The organism is Caballeronia sp. HLA56 (assembly GCF_054655155.1).
In genome coordinates, this window is record NZ_BAAHOB010000002.1 from 814,651 (window position 1) to 833,071 (window position 18,421).

Here is an 18,421-nt window from a genome sequence, read left to right on the forward strand (position 1 = left end):
TCAGCGAGATACGACAGCGCATGCTCACTTCAAGCCGAGTTGCTCCGGCAACCAAAGCGCGATCTGCGGAAACACGATCAATGCAATGCCGAACAGAATGAGCAGCACGAGATAGGGCAGCGTGGCCTTGGTGATGACGGAGAGCTTCTCTCCCGTGATGCCTTGAATCACGAAGAGATTGAAGCCTATAGGCGGGTGAACCTGAACGATCTCCACCGCGATCACCAGAAAGATGCCGAACCAGATGGCGTTGAATCCGGCTGCGAGAACCATCGGCAGAACAATAGGCAACGTAATGACGATAATCGAAAAGCCTTCGAGAAACGAGCCAAGCAGGATATAGCCGATGAACAGCACGAACAGCAGCGCAACCGGCGACAGGTGCAGTTCCTGCACGAACGTGGCGGCCGCCTGTCCCACGCCGAGAAACGCGGACGCACTGCCGAGAATGGATGCGCCGAGAATGATCAGCGCGATCATGGAACAGGTCTTTACCGCGCCAAGTCCGACTTCCTTCAGCTTTTCAACGCTCAGGTCCTTTTGAAAGCCCGCGATGGCAAGCGCGCCGACCACACCGGCCGCAGCCGCTTCCGATGGCGTGACGAGCCCGCCGTACATGCTGCCGAGAACCGCGCCGATCAATAACGCGACCGGCGCAAGATGTTTGAGCGAAGCAAAGCGCTCGCGCCAGGGCATGGTCGCGAAACTTTCTTCCTCGGGAATCAGGCTCTTGTTCCAGGTGGTGTGAATCATGATCCACGCCATGAAGCACGACGCGAGAAGAATGGCCGGTATCAGTCCTGCGGCGAAGAGCTTGAGCACGGAAACCTGCGCCAGCACGCCATACACGATCATGATGTTCGATGGCGGCACGAGAAAGCCCAATGTACCCGCCCCTGCCAGACTGCCCATGGATATCCGCTTGTCGTAGTTGCGGCGATTGAGCTCCGCAAGCGTGACGCGGCCCACGATCTGCGTCGTCGCCGCCGACGAGCCAGAGATGGCGGCGAAGATCGAGCATCCGATGACGTTCGAATGCAAGAGCTTTCCAGGCAGCAAGCTCGCCCACGGCGCAAGTCCCTTGAAGAGCGACGTCGAGATGCGCGTTCGAAACAGAATCTCGCCCATGACGATGAAAAGCGGCAAGGCCAGCAGCTCCTGCGTCGTCATCACGTTCCATGCGTACTGAGCGATCAGCCGGTCGACCGGAATGGACCTGAAAATGAAGAGCGCGAGCGACCCGGTAATGGCAAGCGTCAATCCAACCCATATGCCGATGGACAGGCCGCCGAACAGCAGCACGGCCATTGTCGTGAGTATCGTTCCCATGTGTCTCAGCCTTCAATGAATCAGGTTCTTGTCTTCGACAGGCTCGTCCAGAAACAACTGGCCGAGGCGCGCGAGTAACTGCAGCGCAAGCAGCATCGCGCCGAACGCGACGAATGCCTTGGGTATCCACAAGGGCGTGCTGCTGGCAAGCGAGCGTTCGTCGGTGAGAAACGCCTGATACGAGAAGTGCGTCATGGCGACCGAGAAGAACGCCGCGAATGCAAAGCCCGCCGCCGCCGATACGCATTCGAGGCCCTTGACGACGCGAGGCGATGCGTTCGACAACAGCACCCTGACGCGGATATGGCCGCCTGCGCGAAGCGTGAGCGCGGCGCCGAACGTGAAGGTCACGGCCATCAGATACGAGCTGTATTCCCATGCGATGGGTATGTCCTTGGGCAACCAGCTCACCACGGTCGACAGCGTCCGCACGACGATGCCGGCAATCATCAAGAGACATAGCAGGCAGAGGCAGAGGGCGCCGAGCCAGCCATCCAGACGGGCGAGCATATCGATGGAGAACAACGCCTTCTGCACGAACGCACGTCCCTTCGAACTCTCGACATGCGCGCTTGTGTCGATGTTTTCCATGGGCATTGACTCCGCTGTGACCGTGGTTTTCGAAGAGCGGATGCGGCTCACTGCTTGCCGACCGCGGTCAGATAGCTTTTGAGGAGTGGCTTGGCGGCGGGCACCGCGTCCTCGAAGGCGGTCCAACTCGGCTTGCCCTTGGCGGCCATGGCGTCGCGCACGGCCGCGGGCGGCGTGTAGATCTCCATGCCCTTCGCCTTGAGGGTCTCGAAGTTCTTGCTGTCTTCCGCTTTTGCCGCGTCCCAGAACACGGGTTCGAGTCGTGCGACGACGTCTTCGATAGCCTTCTGGTTTTTCGCACTGAGCTTGTTCCAGGCGTCGAGATTGACCGACACGCCTTCGAAGTTCGATTGCCAGTTGACGACGTTGCACGCCTTCTGGAAGTCCCAGAACTGGCCATCCACGGCAGACGATGTCGATGTCGACACGCTATTGATGACGCCCGTCGACAGCGCGGGCACGACTTCACCCCAGGGAATCTGCGCCGGCGATGCGCCAAGGCTGCGGAAGAAGTCGCTGCCGTTGCGGTCGGTCGTGCGGATCTTCATGGTCCTGAAGGTGTCCGAGTTCGACAGTTCGACTTTGGAAAAGACGTTCTGGCCGGGCCAGGGAATGGTGAGCAGCAGCTTCTGATTGAACTTCTTGAATTCGGCGTCGTAGTAGGGCTTCGAGACGGAACGGAAGGTCTTCATCTCATCAAAACCGGATACGAGATACGGTACCGACGATGCCCCGAGAATCGGCGAGATGCCGACTTGCTGCGCGAACTGAAACGACCCGATGGGCACGAGTCCATCGCGAATCACGCTCAACATTTCCGGGCCCTTGAAACCGAGTTGCCCGCCCGCGTGAATGTTGATCTTCACTTCGTTGTTGGTGGCGGCGGCCACTTCAGCCGCGAACTTCTCGTCCAGTTTCGTCTGGTAATTGCCCGGCGCATTCGCGGTGGCGAAGTCCCAATCGACGGCAAACGCAGGGGTTTGCAATGTGAATGCGGCGCTCAGCGCGAAGAAAGCACCTAGTCTTTTCAGTCCGTTCATTTGAACCCTCTGCGAAGTGAATGCGGTCGCGGCGTGGGTAGCCGCGTGTTCTCAATCCGCGTTCAGATTAGATTCGCAGGGGGAGGGCTGCCAGTTCAAAAAAAAAATGACATGTTGAATGAAATTCAACGGGGACTTGCGGCTCCCTTGGCTACGACATTCAGACGTTCCCGATGATCGCCACGCGCTGTCCCGCCTTCACGGGCGTGCCAGGCGCCACATGGATATCGGCGACGATGCCCGCGCAGGGCGCGCACACGGCGATCTCCATCTTCATCGATTCGATCACGAACATCACGTCGCCTGCCGCAATGCGCTCGCCCGCCTTCACGCGCACCTGCCAGAGATTGCCCGCGATCTCGCTGTCCACCGCGGTCTGACCGTCTTCGAGCGGCACGGTCTCGCCTTCGGTTACAACCGGAGGCTCGAAGCTCTCCTGTGCTTGTCCCGCTTCACGCCAACGCTCGCGTTCCGCTTGAAACGCGGCTTGCTGACGGGCGCGGAATGCATCGATACCAGCCGCCTCGCGTTTCAGAAACGCCTCGTAGTCGGAGAGAGACAGCTCTGTCTCCTCGATCTTGAGCGGATAACGTCCAAGCGGAAAATGCTCGCGAATATGCAGCAGTTCATCGGCCGGGACTTCGTAGAAGCGGATCTGATCGAAGAAGCGCAAGAGATACGGACGGCCCGCGAAATCGGCAATCGCGCGATAACGGTTCCACATCTGCAACGTGCGCCCGACGAACTGATAGCCGCCCGGACCTTCCATGCCATAGACGCAAAGATACGCGCCGCCGATGCCAACGGAGTTCTCCGCAGTCCACGTACGCGCCGGGTTGTACTTGGTCGTCACCAGCCGATGGCGTGGATCGAGCGGCGTTGCAACTGGCGCGCCGAGATAGACATCGCCCAAGCCCATCACGAGATAGCTTGCGTCGAAGACGATGCGCTTGACGTCATCGATCGATTCGAGGTCGTTGATACGCCGGATGAACTCGAGATTGCTCGGGCACCATGGCGCATCCGGCCGCACGGTGGTCATGTACTTGTCGATGGCCAGGCGGCAAGCGGGATCGTCCCATGACAAAGGCAAATGCACGATGCGCGAAGGCGCGCGCAAGTCCTTTTGCAACAACACGCGTTGCCACGTCTGCGCGACCGTATCGAGCAACGTTGCAAGCGGCAGGCGCTCAGGCTGATAGTGAACCTGCAGCGAGCGAATGCCGGGCGTTAGATCGATCACGCCGGGCAACTCGAGCGCTTCGAGCGATTGCATCAGCGCATGGCCACGAAAGCGCAGGACGAGGTCCAGTTCCGCGGGGCCGAGTTCGAGCAGCAGGTGCGTATCGCCCGACACACGCGCAACCAGCCGGTCGTGATTCGCGCCGATGTCCAGCACGATGGGCGATGTCAACGCGCGTCTTCCATCAGCGCTTGCAGGCAGTGCTTCAAGCGGCTCAAGCGTCTTCAATTCGACGAGACGCGCCCGTGCCGCCGCGCGCGCCTCATCGATCTGCACAGGCACGAAACGCACCTTGTCGCCCGCCTTCAACTGCCCGATCTGCCACAGGTCCGCTTCGATGATCGTCACGGGACACACGAAGCCGCCGAGGCTCGGGCCATCGGGACCAAGAATCACAGGCATGTCGCCAGTGAAGTCGATCGCGCCGACCGCATACGGATTGTCGTGAATGTTCGACGGATGCAGTCCCGCTTCGCCCCCGTCCTCGCGCGTCCATTCGGGTTTCGGTCCGATCAGGCGCACACCGGTACGGCTCGAATTGAAGTGAATTTCCCATTCGGTGTCGAGAAAGGTCTCGATGTATTGCGGACTAAAATACTCCGGCGCGCCATGCGGACCATAGATCACGCGCAGTGTGCGAACCGGGTCGAGCGCGGGCGTGAACGAAAGGCGCACGCCATGTGCGCGATCCATCGAGGGATGCAGATGCAGTACATCGCCCGCGCGCAACGCACGTCCGCCGTGGCCGCCGAACTGACCCAGCGTGAACGTGCTGCGGCTGCCGAGGTACTGCGCGACATCGAAGCCGCCACGCACGCACAAATAGGCGCGTGCGCCCGCTCCACGAATGGCACCAAGTGCGAGTGTCGCGCCTGACGGAATGAAGAGCGTCGTGTGCATCGGCTGCTCGATGCCATCGACGGTCACGCTCAACGCCGCGCCCGTGATGGCGATCACCGCGTCCGTATTGAAACGCAACGTGGGGCCGCTCATCGTGATTTCGAGCGCGGACGCATCCGGCGAATTGTCGAGAAGCCGGTTCCCAAGGCGTAACGCTCGATCATCCATTGGGCCCGAGGGCGGAATACCGACCGCCCAAAACCCGAGTCTGCCGGGAAAGTCCTGAACCGTGGTCTGCGTGCCGCCGCTCACGATCTCGACGGTGCTCGCGCGATACTTGAGCCTTTCAAGACAACGCGTCCACGGCTCGCCCGAAGCGAACGGCGTGTCGTCGATGATCTGCCGCAGATACACGCGATTGGTCTCCACGCCGTAGATGCGCGTGGCGTCGAGTGCTTCGGCGAGCGCGTGGCGCGCGGCTTCGCGTGTCGGTTTCCACGCGATCAGCTTCGCGAGCATCGGATCGAAATAGGGCGGCACTTCGCAGCCGGCTTCGATCCATGTGTCGATGCGCAGCGCGCTGCCATCCGCTTCGGGAAACGCGACCTCGGTCAGCAAGCCAGGACTCGGCTTGAAATCGCGGCCGGGATCTTCGGCGTAGAGCCGCGCCTGAATAGCATGACCAACGGGCTTCAACGCGGCGCCGAGTTCGTCGAGCGGCGCAAGCGTGCCTGCCGCGAGTTCGATCATCCACTGAACGAGATCGACGCCCCAGACTTGCTCGGTCACGCCGTGTTCGACCTGCAGCCGCGTGTTCACTTCGAGAAAATAAAACTGCGCGGCACCGCTGTCGTATACGAATTCGACCGTCCCAGCCGAACGATAAGCCACCGCTCTGGCAAGCCGCAACGCCGCTTCGCACAATGCCTCTGACATGCCATCGGGCAACGAAGGCGCGGGCGTTTCTTCGAGCACTTTCTGGTTACGCCGCTGCACCGAGCAATCGCGTACACCGAGTGCAAGCGCGTTGCCGCGGCCATCGCCGAAAATCTGCACTTCGAGATGCCGCGCGCGTTCGATGTACTTCTCGATGAACACGCCCGCATCGCTGAAGTTGTTTTGCCCGAGGCGCTTCACCACGTCGAACTGCGCGGCGAGTTCATCGGCATTCCAGCACACGCGCATGCCGATACCGCCGCCGCCCGCCGTGCTTTTCAACATCACCGGATAGCCAATGCGCCCAGCCGCCTGCAACGCGGCTTCGGCGTCTTCGAGAAGGCCGGTGCCTTCGAGCATCGGCACGCCTTGCTCGGCCGCAATGGCGCGAGCCGTATGCTTGAGCCCGAAGGCGCGCAATTGCGCGGGCGTCGGTCCTATGAACGCGATGCCGGCTGCTTCGCACGCTTCCCCGAATAGCGCGTTTTCCGAGAGAAAGCCGTAGCCGGGATGGATGGCCTGCACGTTTTCGCGGCGCGCGATCTCGAGGATCTTCGCGACATCCAGATACGTGGATGAAGCCGCGCCCTGACCGAGCGAATGCGCGATGGGCGCTTTGCTGACGTGGCGGCTCGCGAGATCGGCTTCGCTATAGACCGCGACGCCTGCTATATCGAGCGAACGCAAGGTACGAAGGATGCGGCACGCAATGGCACCGCGATTGGCAATCAGGACTTTGTCGAACATGACAGGGGCGGATGCGTCGGCGGGTCGTCCCGTCGATTGAAAGATGCACGCCGGGGTCGTCCCCGGCAGCGTCCTCAGACTTTCGTTTGATGAGACTTTAGCGAGTCGCGCGAACAGGCGCCGAGTCGTCCCGCGCGAATCATCATCACGAGATAGAACCATTCACGCAGGCGGTTCATTCGCCTCATTCCCATATCAGTAACTCCGCGGGTGTCGGGTTGTAGGCGTTGCAGGGGTTGTTCAACTGCGGGCAATTGGAGATGAGCACGATGACGTTCATCTCCGCGCGCAGTTCGACGTATTTGCCGGGCGCGGAGATGCCGTCTTCGAACGTGAGTCCGCCATCGGCCGTCACCGGCACGTTCATGAAGAAGTTGATGTTCGGACTCAGGTCGCGTTTGGAAAGCCGTCCGTCGTGCGCGCAGGCGCGTAGGAAGTTGTCGCGGCAGCTATGCATGTAGCGCTTTTCGAGCGCATAGCGAACGGTATTGCTCTCCTGAGCGCATGCGCCGCCAAGCGTGTCGTGACGGCCGCATGTATCGGCGACGATGGTCAGCATCGGGTTGCCGAGGTTGGAATACAGCACGGTTCCCGTCGTCAGATAGAGGCTCTTTTGGCGGCGCAGGGTGCGTTGCGGATCGAAACGTTCGCGCGGGTTGTCGAGGCTGTAGAAGAGCGTATCGACAGCCTGATTGCCTTCCATATCGCGAATGCGCAGCGTCTGTCCGGCCTTCAGTTCCTTGAGCCACGGCTCGCCGGCGCCGAGCGTTTCGCGGTGGATCGCATCTTCTGCACGGCGGTCGCTGGCGGTGAGGTAGGTCGTCATGTTTGTCGGTCTCCGCTCAAAGATAAAAGCGCTCGGTATTGATGAAGCCACGCACGTTTTCCTCGCACGAAGTGCGGCAGAGTTCAGCCACTTCTCGATCCGCATTTGCCAACGAGAGCTTCACGGGTTGCGGCGCATAGTTCGCGTTCGGATCGAGCGGATGCTGAATTGCGGTGAGCACGACGAGCGTGTTCATCGGCGCATAGAGCTCGACGTAATCGCCGGGCTTCGAATTGCCGCTGACGAAGGTAAGCGCCCCCTGGTCCGTCACGTCGACGCGGCTGAAGAGATTCAGCGTCATCAAGAGATCGGAGAGGCCGAGATTCCATTTGCCCATCTCGACGAGCAGGTTGTCCACACCATTGCGATAAAAGCCGTTACGCAGTTCCTGATAGCGTCCCGCGCCATACTTCTCATGCACTTCCCCGGCATTCGATACCCCGCCGATGCTGTCGTGCCACCCGCATGTATCCGCGACGATGGCGGCAAGCACGCGGCCCATGTCGGAGTAGAGGCAATGGCCCGCGCTTAGTTTGGCCGTGTGCTGGCACTTGAGCGTATCGGGTAAATTCAAGCGTTCGCTTTTTTCGGCGGCGTTGAACATCATGATGCTGACATTCGCGCCGCCATCCATATCGGTCAGGCGCAACGACTGTCCCCGCTTGACGATCAGCGACGCATGTCCGCCGCCGGGAACGGTTTCTTCGAGTAGCAAGTCCATCTTCCTGGGTTCCTTTAAGCAGGTATCGCTTCCGCACGCGCGGCGCCTTCGACGGCCGCCCGTGCAACGTGGATCGACGAAGCCGAGTCGCGGCTATGGTCGAGCGGAATGTTGTAGGTGATACGCGCGCCATACGCGCCGGGCGCTTGCGGATCGACACGTACCTTGTCGAAGACGAGCACGCGGCTGCCGAGCGTGAAGCCTTCTTTCAGGTCGTGCGTGACCATGAAGATGGTCAGGCCCGACTCGCGCCAGAGCTTGAGCAGCAGTTCGTGCATGTCGCGGCGGATGCCCGGATCGAGCGCGCCGAAGGGTTCGTCGAGCAGCAAGATGCGCGGCTTCATCATGAGCGCCTGCGCAATGGCAAGACGCTGCTGCATGCCGCCTGAAAGCTGATGCGGATACTTGTCGAGCGCGGCGGCAAGACCGACGCGTTCGAGCATCGCCACGGCTTCGTCGCGTGCAGCCTGTCGACGCGCGCCGAAAAGACGGCCCATGAGCCTCGACTCGCGCAACTCGTGACCGAGCATCACGTTGCGCACCACGCTCAAATGCTCGAACACCGAATAGCGCTGAAACACCACACCGCGATGCGCGTCCGGTTCACCTGGCAGCGGTTCGCCATCGAGCAGGATCTCGCCGCGTGTCGCGCGTTCCTGACCGAGCAGAAGGCGCAGAAACGTGGACTTGCCGCAGCCCGACGCACCGACCATCGAACAGAATTCGCCTTTTCCAATCTTGAGATTCAGGCGTTCGAGCACGACCTGGTTGCCGTACTCTTTCCACACGTTGCGGACTTCGATCATCTTGCGCCTCCGCCGTACCAGGGAAACGCCCACAGCGTGATACGGCGCAGGCTCTCGTCGATAAGCCACGCGAGCAGCGTGATCCACGCGACGTAAGGCAGGATCACGTCCATCGCGAGATAGCGGCGCACGAGAAAGATGCGGTAGCCGAGGCCGTCGACGGATGCGATCGCTTCCGCCGCGATGAGAAAGAGCCACGCCGAACAGAGCGCGAGACGCAGTGCGACAAGCAGGCGCGGCATGAGTTGCGGCAGGATCATGCGCAGCATCAGCGTCCAGCTCGTGGCGCCGAGCGTCTGCGCCTTGACCCACAACTCGTCGGGAATCTCGCGTGCGCGCTGCTGAAGATCGCGGATCATCATGGGCGTAATGCCGATCACGATCAGCACGACCTTCGACAACTCGTCGAGGCCGAACACGATGAAGAGAATGGGCAGCACCGCGAGCGGCGGGATCATCGAGACGACAGTGATGAAGGGCGAGAGCGTTGCGGTCACGAGCGGAATGCTGCCCGTCACGATGCCCGCGACGAGCGCGATCACCGCACTCACCGCAAGCCCGATGCCAAGGCGCTTAAGGCTTGCGAGCGTATCGGTCCAAAGCAGATATTGGCCCGTGCGCTTGTCTTCGGTGAAGGCGAACTGAGTGATCGCCTCGCTCATCTGGCTCGCGCTCGGCAGCACCTTGTCGCCGGGATTGTCCCTGAGCCGTAGCGACGAACTGGTGAAGTACACCGCCAACAGCACGATGAACGGCATCAAGAGCAGCAGCATGGCGCCGCTCTTGCTCGGGTGTCGGTTGATGAGTCGCATCGCGCAGCCTCCGGTTCGCAGGCGTTAAAGCTTGCCGTCGGCGGCCATGCGCACGTAGGTCGGATCGAAGCGCAGCTTGACGTTGCTCTTGCTGCCGACCACGACGCCCTTGTCGAACGCCATGCCGATTGCGTCCGCGCTCGGCGCGCCTTGACCGAGCAGACCGTGATCGAACGAGAACTTCGCGACGCGCGTCATGGTGCGCGGCAGTTCGGGACTCGTCGCGAAGTCGAGCGCGGACTTAGGCGTGTAGAAGAGCGCGGTGGTCGAGAGCTGGCCCTTGAAGCCCGGCAGATCGGTGCCGGATGCCTTCGCCATCGCGTTGAGGGCGGCGGTGCTGTCGGCGCTGTTGGCGCGCATCAGCGACATCATCTCGAACCATGCGCCCGTCAGTGCCTTGCCGAGTGCGGGGTTCTCTTGCAGCGTCTTCGTGTTGACGACCATCATGTCCATGATCTCGCCGGGAATCTTGCTCGAATCGAAGACTTCGGTCACATCGGGCTTGGCCTTCAGGTCGGCGAGCATGGGATTCCAGGTGACGGCCTGCTTCACGGCGGGTGTCGCAAACGCGGCCGAGATATCGGCATCCGATGTGTTCACCACCTTGAGATCGCGCTCGCTCATGCCGGCGGATTCGAGCGCGCGGGCAAGCAGATAGTGCGATACGGAAAACTGCACGAGGTTGATCTGCTGACCCTTGATGTCGGCGATCTTCTTGCCAGTGCCCTTTACGAGCACGCCGTCGTTGCCGTTGGAATAGTCGCTGACGATAAGCGCGGTCGAGTCCACGCCGCCCGCGGCGGGAATCGTCAGTGCGTCCATGTTGGTCATGGCGCAGCCGTCGAACTTGCCGGCCGTGTACTGATTGATCGACTCGACGTAGTCGTTGAGCTGCACGACATCGACATTGATGCCGTATTTCTTGGCCCACTTGGAAACGATGCCTTGAGTTTTCGCTTCGCCCCACGGCATCCAGCCCGCATAGATGGTCCAGCAGACCTTGAAGTCCTGACGACCGGCGGCGAACGAGGGAGAAGCGGTGGAAGCAAACGCGGCGAGAGAGAGGGCGGCGATGCCGATGAAACGGGATAGCTTGCGCATGAGGTTGACCTCGAAGGGGTTATCGACGGCGGGGAGCGGCGCGACTCTCGATCGCGTTCTCTCCCGGGCTTTTATCCCGCCGTGTAACCTCGCGCAGAACCTTGAGGTCGACAACTCTCGGACCAGCATCGCGCGTATGGATCGTCCCTCATGGACGCTACGCGGATCGGAACCCTAGTTATCTATTGCAAATTGTTGGTGCTAAACCGGATGAAGCGCCGGCTCCTTGCTGTAGCTATAAGCGATAAGCGTGCCATCGCAAATGAGCGCATGTTTCATGATTCAGCCATGCGTGTGCACCAAATCCGGATGATCGGCGCACCATCGAAGCGCTCGTGCGACGTTTCGGGGAAAGGTCGCACGAAGGCTCATGCGTATCAACCGCGGTCGCCGTAGCGTGCGAGACGCGAGCGCAAGGCATCGATCTGATCGAGCAGATCGAGTGCAAGCGCCACGCCTTGCGCGTTCAGTTCGAGATCGCTGGTCAGTCGTTGCGCGGTCATGGCGCGGCGCAACGACGTGCCGCTGAAGCGCCATTCCTCGATACGCGCACCTCGCGGCTCGAATGCGCCTTCTTGCACCCAAAGCGCGAGCTGATCTTCCGAAGCGCCCGTGATGCGACACAGTTCGATCATCGTGAACTCGACGTGCTCCTCGACGATATCGCCCTGCAGATAAACCGGCTCGTTTTCATTCATGATGGTTCACCCATAAAAGTGCGCGCGCGGATCGAAGTCGAACGCATCGCGCATGGCGTGATAGGCAGCCTTCCTGGCGTCGGTATCGGCGGGAGGCAGCACGATGCCGAGCATGACGTAGACATCGCCGGGCGGATTGCCGGGAATGCCTCGACCGCGCAACCTCAAACGTCGTCCGGCGGCAGACCCGGCCGGAACGGTCACGGTCACATCGCCGGATGGCGTCGGCACGACCACCTCTGCGCCAAGCGCGGCTTCCCATGGCGCAAGCGGCAATTCGACGGTGACGTCGCGGCCGTCGACGGTATAACGCTTGTGCTTGTCGACCGTCACTTCCAGATAGAGGTCGCCTGGCGGCGCATTGCCCGAACCGGCGCCTCCCTGACCCGCGAGGCGCAGGCGCTGGCCGTCGAGAATGCCCTTCGGTATCGTCACATCGAGCGTGCGCGTTTGATACGTCACGCGTCCTTCATCGTCGATGACGGGCATTTGTAGCCTGAAGGTGCGCTGCGCGCCGGTGTAGGTATCTTCCAGGCTGACCGCGACGCTTGCATGATGATCCTCGCCCGGCCACTCGGGCATGCGCGACCGTGTCCCATGCCGCGCGCGTGCGCCGCCGTGCATGCCGCTGCGTGCGCCGAACAGGTCGCTGAAGAAGTCGTCGGCGTCTTGCTGACTTTCGCCACCGCGATACTCGAAGCCATCGCCGACATCGGGACGCGGACGGATCTCGTCGCCATCTTTGAGCCCGGTGCCGAGGGCATCGAACGCGGCGCGCTTCTCCGGGTCCTTGAGTACCTGATATGCCTCGCCCACTTCCTTGAAGCGCGCTTCGGCGTCCGCGTCCTTGTTGAGGTCGGGATGAAACTTGCGCGCGAGTTTTCTGTGAGCGGTCTTGATTTCCGCTTCGCTCGCCGTGCGCGGAACGCCCATGACCGCGTAGTAGTCTTTGTATTTCATGGTTAGCCCGGATGGTCGATCATTGGTCCCGGTTCGCCGACGCGACGCGTAGTCGCGACGCCGATGTCGTCCCGTTAATATACAAGCATGTTTGCTGGAGCGTGTCATGGGTGAACGATTCGAGCGCGCAGAAGCGGCTCGACGAATGGCCGCACGCTCGTTTCGAAGCGCATGCACGGGCGTCCCTCGGACGAAGAGGACGCACCGGCGCTTCACGTATCGGTAAGGCACGCTTGGAGCCTTGTTCTCGCACTCTCCCTGACGGCTCCATCGCCCGCGCCACGTATTTCTTCGTCCGCACAGGGCTAAAGCATTTGCACTTGTGCGTCGTAAACCAGGAATCGCCTGATCGGCTCCATCAAGCACGAGGCTTGGTCGACTCGTCCACCACGTCCACCGAAAGCCTGGTTTTGCAATGCCCATGTCCCATCATTCCACCCAGGGTTCAGTCGACCGCGCACGGTCGGAGACTCGATCCGCGCAGAACCAGGGCTTCCTGTCGTTCTTCCTGAAAACTCAGGCACGTAGCGCAATTCTTTCCTCTGCCTGCGTCGCGCAGCACATGCTCGGTGCGGTGGGCGCGTTCGCGCTCGTTTATTGGCCACTCGCGTCCGTGTCGAACGTTGCGGCGTCGTGCGTTGGCGTCTTTGCCGGCGGCGTCGTGCTGACGATCGGTCTTGGTCGTGCACGCCGCGCCGCCGGGCGCGAGAATGCCACCCGCGCGCTCGCACGGGCGCTGTTGGACGCGAACCGCGAATGCCTGAAGCTGCTGGACGAAGAAGGGCGCATGTTGCGCATCTCCGAGCATGGCGCGCAGTTGATGCAGGCGAGCGGCCCGGAACAGCTTGCCGGCGCCGACTGGCTGAGCTTCTGGTCGAACGATGACGCCATCGCCGCTCGCAGCGCATTCGCCGCCGCGCTGCAAGGCGCGCGCACGTCTTTCACTGGCGCGTGCCCGACGACGACAGGCGAGCCGAAGGTATGGCAGTCGCGATTGATCCCTATCGAAAACGGTAGGGGTGGCGTCTACGGCATTTTGTGCGCGTCGCTCGATGTCACTCAGGAAGCCGACCTCGCCGCCGATCTGCGCGCGAAAGACGCGCTGATGACCGAGATGGAAGCGCACGCCGGTCTCTGCTTCTACTCGTATAGCGCGGATTTCAGCCACTTCCATCGGTTGAGCGAAGGCTGCGCGTCCCTGTTCGGCGTGGACGCGCCGACGCTGCTGGAACGTCCGCAAGCGTGGATGGATGTCGTGCTGCCCGAAGACCGTCCGCAAGTCGAAGCCGCGATGCGCCGCATCGTCGACACCGCGATTGGCGGGCGCGTGCAATACCGCATCAAGCGGCCCGGCGGCGGCGTGCGTTGGGTGCAAAGCACGGGTTATCCCGTGCGCGATGCGGCGGGCGGCGTGGCGCGCATCATCGGCATCAGCGAGGACATCACTGCGGAGCAGGAGCGTGTCGCGGAACTGGACCGGCTGGCTTTCTCGGATTCGCTGACAGGGCTCGCGAATCGCGTTGCGCTTTTGCGGGCCATCGAGGAACGCTGCCGCGAGGACAACGTGTTCGCGCTGATGTTCATCGATCTGGACCGCTTCAAGGTGCTCAACGACACGCTCGGCCATACGGCAGCCGACCGTCTGCTCAAGTCGCTGAGCGAAGTGATTCAGGCGGCGCTCCCGGCCGATGCCTTTCTTGCGCGACTCGGCGGCGACGAGTTTGCCGTGCTGATCGACGAGGCACGCGACAAGGAACGGCTTGCGAGCATCGCGCGAATCATTCTCGGCGTGCTCGCACAAACAGGCGATGCGCCTCGCGCCGGCGCGTTCGTCACCGCGTCGATCGGCATTTCCGTGTTCCCCGAGAACGGCGCCGATCACGAGACCTTGCTCACGAGTGCCGACATTGCGATGTATGCCGCGAAGAAGGCCGGGCGCAACGGCTTTCGCTTTGCCGACAAGGACGCAAGCAAGCGTATCGTCGACTTCAACCTGGAGCGCGACCTGCCCGCCGCGCTCGCCAACGACCAGTTCGTGCTGCACTATCAGGCGATTCACGAGCCGCATTCGCTCGCGGTCCGCAGTGTCGAGGCGCTCATCCGTTGGAGTCATCCAACGCGCGGTGTCGTCTCGCCGGGCGTGTTCATTCCGATCCTGGAAGAGAGCGGCTTCATCATCGAGGTCGGCGCGTGGGTCATGGAAGACGCGCTTCGGCAGCTTGCGCACTGGCGCAGAAACGGTGCGAGCGCGCTCAGCGTCTCCGTGAACGTGTCGGCGCGGCAGTTGCGCGATACGGCTATCGTCGATGTCGTGGATAACGCTTTGCGCCGGCACGGACTGCCGCCGTCGAGCCTGCAAGTGGAACTGACCGAGAGTGCGTTGATGGAGAATGCAGAGCTCGCGCAACGCACGCTCTGTGCGTTGAAGGAACTCGGCGTGCGCATCGCCATCGATGACTTCGGCACGGGCTATTCGAGTCTGCGTTACCTCGCGGATTTCGCGCCGGATACGCTCAAGATCGACCGTTCGTTTGTCGCTCGCCTGGAAAGCGATGCCGCGACGCATGGCATCGTGTGCGGCATCATCCAGATGTCGCATGCGCTCGGCGTGAGCGTCACGGCGGAAGGTGTCGAGCGCGCAACGCAACTGGACATGCTGCGGCAAGCGCAGTGCGACTTCGTGCAAGGTTACTTGCTGAGCCGGCCGGTCGCGCCGGAACTCGTCGTGGGACTTTCGACGCTCGTGCCTGAGCCGAGCGGTGTCGTTGCAGCGGGCGCCGTGACGTAACGGCGGCCGTCATACCTACATCCTCATTACAGTTTCCCTGCTTCACGCCGATAAGAAGGTGGACAAGCTTGCAACCGGCGTCGATAAGCATCGCGCCTCGTCTCCACCTACGACCACTCTGGAAGCAAAACGAATGAAGAGCCTGACAATCCGGGCGCGGCTCGCGCTCACCATGATTTTTCTTGGCGTGCTGCTCAGCTTGTCCGTGGGAATCGGTCTATACGGCATGGCGACCATCAAGGCGTCCGCAAGAGACGTGAGTCTGAGCACGTTGCCCTCCGTCAACGCGCTGGGTGTCTCGGACGTGTACCTGAACCGCGCACGCGTGCTGCTCGACCGCTTTGCGCTCGACCGCGAAGGCACCGGAGGGGAAGACCTGCGCGCTCGCGCCGAGAAAGCGTTGGCCGATTCGGACGAGTGGTACAAGAAGTACGATGTCATCCCGCGTGGCGCGGACGAAGACGTCCTCGCGAAGGACGTGGTCGAAGGCCGCGCTCAAATGCGCAAGGCAGTCGAAGCTTTTGGCGCCGCCATCGAGAAACGCGATCAGGCCGAGATCATTCGCTATGCACAGAAAGACGTGCCCGATGCCTACAATCGCACGAGCGATGCCTTCAAGAAGCTGAAGGAATTCCAACTCATCGACGCAGCCCGCCAGGACGAGGAAAACGACAGCAGCTACGCAACCGTGCGTACCGTTGGCTTCATCTCGCTCGTCGTGGGTATTGCGGGCGCGGCTTTCGGTTGGTACTTCCTGCGTCGCGCGATCATGTCGCCGCTCGCCGATGCACTCGAGCATTTCGAGCACATCGCGGCAGGCGATCTGACACGCACGGTCACGATCAAGACCCACGATGAGATGGGCCAGTTGCTCTCCGGCGTCGCCGCCATGAAGGAGAAGCTCGCGGCGACCGTCGGCTCCGTCCGCACGAGCAGCGAGGCCATTGCGAGCGCCAGCAAGCAGATTGCAGCGGGCAATACCGATCTTTCATCGCGTACCGAACAGCAGGCCGCTTCGCTGCAGGAAACGGCCGCGAGCATGGAAGAACTCACCGCGACGGTCAAGCAGAACTCCGAGAACGCGATGCAGGCAAGCGGCCTCGCCGACAACGCGAACGCCGTCGCCAACGAAGGCAGCGCTATCGTCGGTCAGGTCGTCGAGACCATGGCGGGCATCGAGCAGAGTTCGGCCAAGATCGCGGAGATCATCGGCATGATCGAAGGCATTGCGTTCCAGACCAACATCCTTGCGTTGAACGCCGCGGTCGAAGCCGCTCGGGCTGGCGAGCAGGGTCGCGGCTTTGCCGTCGTTGCAAGTGAAGTGCGCAGCCTCGCACAGCGTTCGTCGAGTGCCGCTAAGGAGATCAAGGAGTTGATCGAGACGTCGGGCGGCCGCGTGCAGGCGGGCACGGAACTCGTTGCCCGCGCGGGTGGAACCATGCAAAAGGTCGGCACGGCGATACAACGCGTGACGGACATCATGGGCGAGATCGCGTCGGCATCGCATGAACAGACGCGCGGTATCGAGCAAGTGAACCAGGCCATCTCGCAGATGGACGAGGTCACGCAGCAGAACGCGGCACTCGTCGAAGAAGCGGCGGCAGCGGCTGGATCGCTGGAAGATCAGGCCGAGCAATTGCGCACGACCGTCGCCGTGTTTCGCACGGGACAGACTGTCGTTGCCGCGACCCGTGCGAACGCATCGCCCGTGCACCGTCCTGCGCCCGCGTCGATCGTGAAGGCCGTCAAGCCTGCCGCGCCGAAGAAGCGCGCAGAACCCGCGGTCGCAGCCGGCGACGGCGACTGGGCCACGTTCTAAGCGATGAAACAGGGCGCTCGCGCTAAACGTTCGCGACGCCCTGCGTGTTCACGTACACCGAATAGATCGACTGCGACGCCGCCATGAAGAGACGGTTGCGCTTCGGTCCGCCGAAGCAAAGATTGGCGCATCGCTCGGGCAGGGCGATGCGTCCGATCGGCTTGCCCGCAGGCGAAAGAATCATCACGCCGTCGAGTTCGTCGCTGCCCATGCCCCAGCCGCACCACAAGTTGCCGTCGACATCGACGCGTATGCCGTCCACCGTTCCCACGCCCGCGTCGTAAAACACGCGTCCCCGGCCGATTCCGCGCCCGTCCTCCGACACGTCGTACACGTGGATGAGCTTGTTCGGCACGCCGCGCGATTCGGTCACGTAAAGCAGTTTCTCGTCGGCCGAAAAACACAGACCGTTCGGTCCTTTCAGATCCGCCGTGACGAGGCTCGCTTCGAGCGTCTTTGCGTCGATGCGATAGATGGAATGCGGCAGTTCCGGCTCGGCCTTGTTGCCTTCATAGTGGCCCCAGATGCCCATGGGCGGATCGGTGAACCAGATCGAACCGTCGGACTTGACGACGACATCGTTAGGCGAATTGAGCGGCTTGCCATCGAACGAATCCATCAGCACGGTTATGCGGCCGTCGTATTCCGTGCGCGTGATGCGGCGCCCATGTTCACACGTGATGAGCCGTCCTTGCCGGTCACGCGTGTTGCCATTCGCATGGTTCGATGCAGCGCGATACACGCTCACCGCCCCCGTTTCCTCTTCCCAGCGCAGCATGCGGTTATTCGGGATATCGCTGAACAAGAGGAAGCGGCCATCGCCGAACCAGACCGGACCTTCCGTGAACCGAAAGCCCGTTGCAAGCCGCTCGACCGCGGAGAACGCCACACGATAGCGATCGAAGGATGGATCGAGCGAAATCACGCGCGGGTCGGGATAGCGTTCGGTCTGTTGCCACATGAGATGTCTCCTTGTTATCAGCGTCGGCGCGGCGGCGGTCCCGGCGCTCCCGGTGTCTCAGCCCGCAGGTTAGCGCGCCGGACTAAAAAATTTCTTGCTTCTCAAGCAAACCATAGCAAATCCCCGATCCGTATGATTGGCGCAGCGAGTGGTCCATCCAGTACTTCATGAAGCGGTCCATCAGGCGCGTACTCGCGGCGCAT

Annotated in this window: 14 protein-coding genes and 1 riboswitch; of the genes, 2 read left to right on the forward strand and 12 right to left on the reverse strand. The window is 61.8% G+C overall.

Annotation, left to right across the window (positions count from 1 at the left end; translation table 11 throughout):
* Nucleotides 1-24: 24 nt before the first annotated feature.
* The 11 genes from ACYQ47_RS10085 to ACYQ47_RS10135 all read right to left on the reverse strand — a co-directional run bounded on the left by ACYQ47_RS10085 (nucleotide 25) and on the right by ACYQ47_RS10135 (nucleotide 12,650).
* Nucleotides 25-1,329, reverse strand: a complete 1,305-nt coding sequence (locus tag ACYQ47_RS10085) for a TRAP transporter large permease (RefSeq protein ID WP_250494619.1) — start codon at nucleotides 1,327-1,329, stop codon at nucleotides 25-27.
* A 12-nt stretch (nucleotides 1,330-1,341) separates the two neighbouring features.
* The gene (locus tag ACYQ47_RS10090) at nucleotides 1,342-1,920 is read right to left on the reverse strand and encodes a TRAP transporter small permease subunit (protein WP_250469441.1); all 579 of its coding nucleotides are present in this window, start codon (nucleotides 1,918-1,920) and stop codon (nucleotides 1,342-1,344) included.
* A gap of 47 nt (nucleotides 1,921-1,967) precedes the next feature.
* The gene (locus tag ACYQ47_RS10095; RefSeq protein WP_244830653.1) at nucleotides 1,968-2,960 is read right to left on the reverse strand and encodes a TRAP transporter substrate-binding protein; all 993 of its coding nucleotides are present in this window, start codon (nucleotides 2,958-2,960) and stop codon (nucleotides 1,968-1,970) included.
* Between the two features lie 160 nt (nucleotides 2,961-3,120).
* The gene (gene uca / locus ACYQ47_RS10100; protein ID WP_459905296.1) at nucleotides 3,121-6,726 is read right to left on the reverse strand and encodes an urea carboxylase; all 3,606 of its coding nucleotides are present in this window, start codon (nucleotides 6,724-6,726) and stop codon (nucleotides 3,121-3,123) included.
* Between the two features lie 184 nt (nucleotides 6,727-6,910).
* A complete protein-coding gene (locus tag ACYQ47_RS10105) occupies nucleotides 6,911-7,552 on the reverse strand; it encodes an urea amidolyase associated protein UAAP2 (protein ID WP_244830645.1) in 642 nt (213 codons plus the stop codon).
* 16 nt (nucleotides 7,553-7,568) lie between these two features.
* A complete protein-coding gene (locus ACYQ47_RS10110; protein ID WP_250511097.1) occupies nucleotides 7,569-8,273 on the reverse strand; it encodes an urea amidolyase associated protein UAAP1 in 705 nt (234 codons plus the stop codon).
* Between the two features lie 14 nt (nucleotides 8,274-8,287).
* Entirely contained in the window at nucleotides 8,288-9,079 is a 792-nt protein-coding gene (locus ACYQ47_RS10115; RefSeq protein WP_250469446.1) for an ABC transporter ATP-binding protein, read from the reverse strand.
* Nucleotides 9,076-9,891, reverse strand: a complete 816-nt coding sequence (locus ACYQ47_RS10120) for an ABC transporter permease (RefSeq protein WP_459905297.1) — start codon at nucleotides 9,889-9,891, stop codon at nucleotides 9,076-9,078. Before ACYQ47_RS10120 ends, ACYQ47_RS10115 begins: the two co-directional genes overlap by 4 nt.
* 24 nt (nucleotides 9,892-9,915) lie before the next feature.
* A complete protein-coding gene (locus tag ACYQ47_RS10125) occupies nucleotides 9,916-10,992 on the reverse strand; it encodes a putative urea ABC transporter substrate-binding protein (RefSeq protein ID WP_250494624.1) in 1,077 nt (358 codons plus the stop codon).
* Nucleotides 10,993-11,050: 58 nt separating this feature from the next.
* A riboswitch (guanidine-I (ykkC/yxkD leader) is annotated at nucleotides 11,051-11,181 on the reverse strand.
* 188 nt (nucleotides 11,182-11,369) lie between these two features.
* Nucleotides 11,370-11,690 (reverse strand): chaperone modulator CbpM, encoded by a 321-nt coding sequence (locus tag ACYQ47_RS10130; protein ID WP_250469456.1) that lies wholly within the window; start codon nucleotides 11,688-11,690, stop codon nucleotides 11,370-11,372.
* 6 nt (nucleotides 11,691-11,696) lie between these two features.
* Entirely contained in the window at nucleotides 11,697-12,650 is a 954-nt protein-coding gene (locus ACYQ47_RS10135) for a DnaJ C-terminal domain-containing protein (RefSeq protein ID WP_250494626.1), read from the reverse strand.
* Nucleotides 12,651-13,071: 421 nt separating this feature from the next.
* On the opposite strand from ACYQ47_RS10135, the gene ACYQ47_RS10140 reads away from it, so the two are divergent.
* Complete coding sequence (locus ACYQ47_RS10140; protein ID WP_459905298.1) at nucleotides 13,072-15,438, forward strand: sensor domain-containing protein; 2,367 nt, start codon at nucleotides 13,072-13,074, stop codon at nucleotides 15,436-15,438.
* Between the two features lie 133 nt (nucleotides 15,439-15,571).
* Nucleotides 15,572-17,257 (forward strand): methyl-accepting chemotaxis protein, encoded by a 1,686-nt coding sequence (locus tag ACYQ47_RS10145; protein ID WP_459905299.1) that lies wholly within the window; start codon nucleotides 15,572-15,574, stop codon nucleotides 17,255-17,257.
* A 22-nt stretch (nucleotides 17,258-17,279) separates the two neighbouring features.
* Here ACYQ47_RS10145 and ACYQ47_RS10150 read toward each other — a convergent pair whose 3' ends face one another.
* A complete protein-coding gene (locus tag ACYQ47_RS10150) occupies nucleotides 17,280-18,218 on the reverse strand; it encodes an SMP-30/gluconolactonase/LRE family protein (protein WP_309958620.1) in 939 nt (312 codons plus the stop codon).
* Between the last annotated feature and the right edge of the window lie 203 nt (nucleotides 18,219-18,421).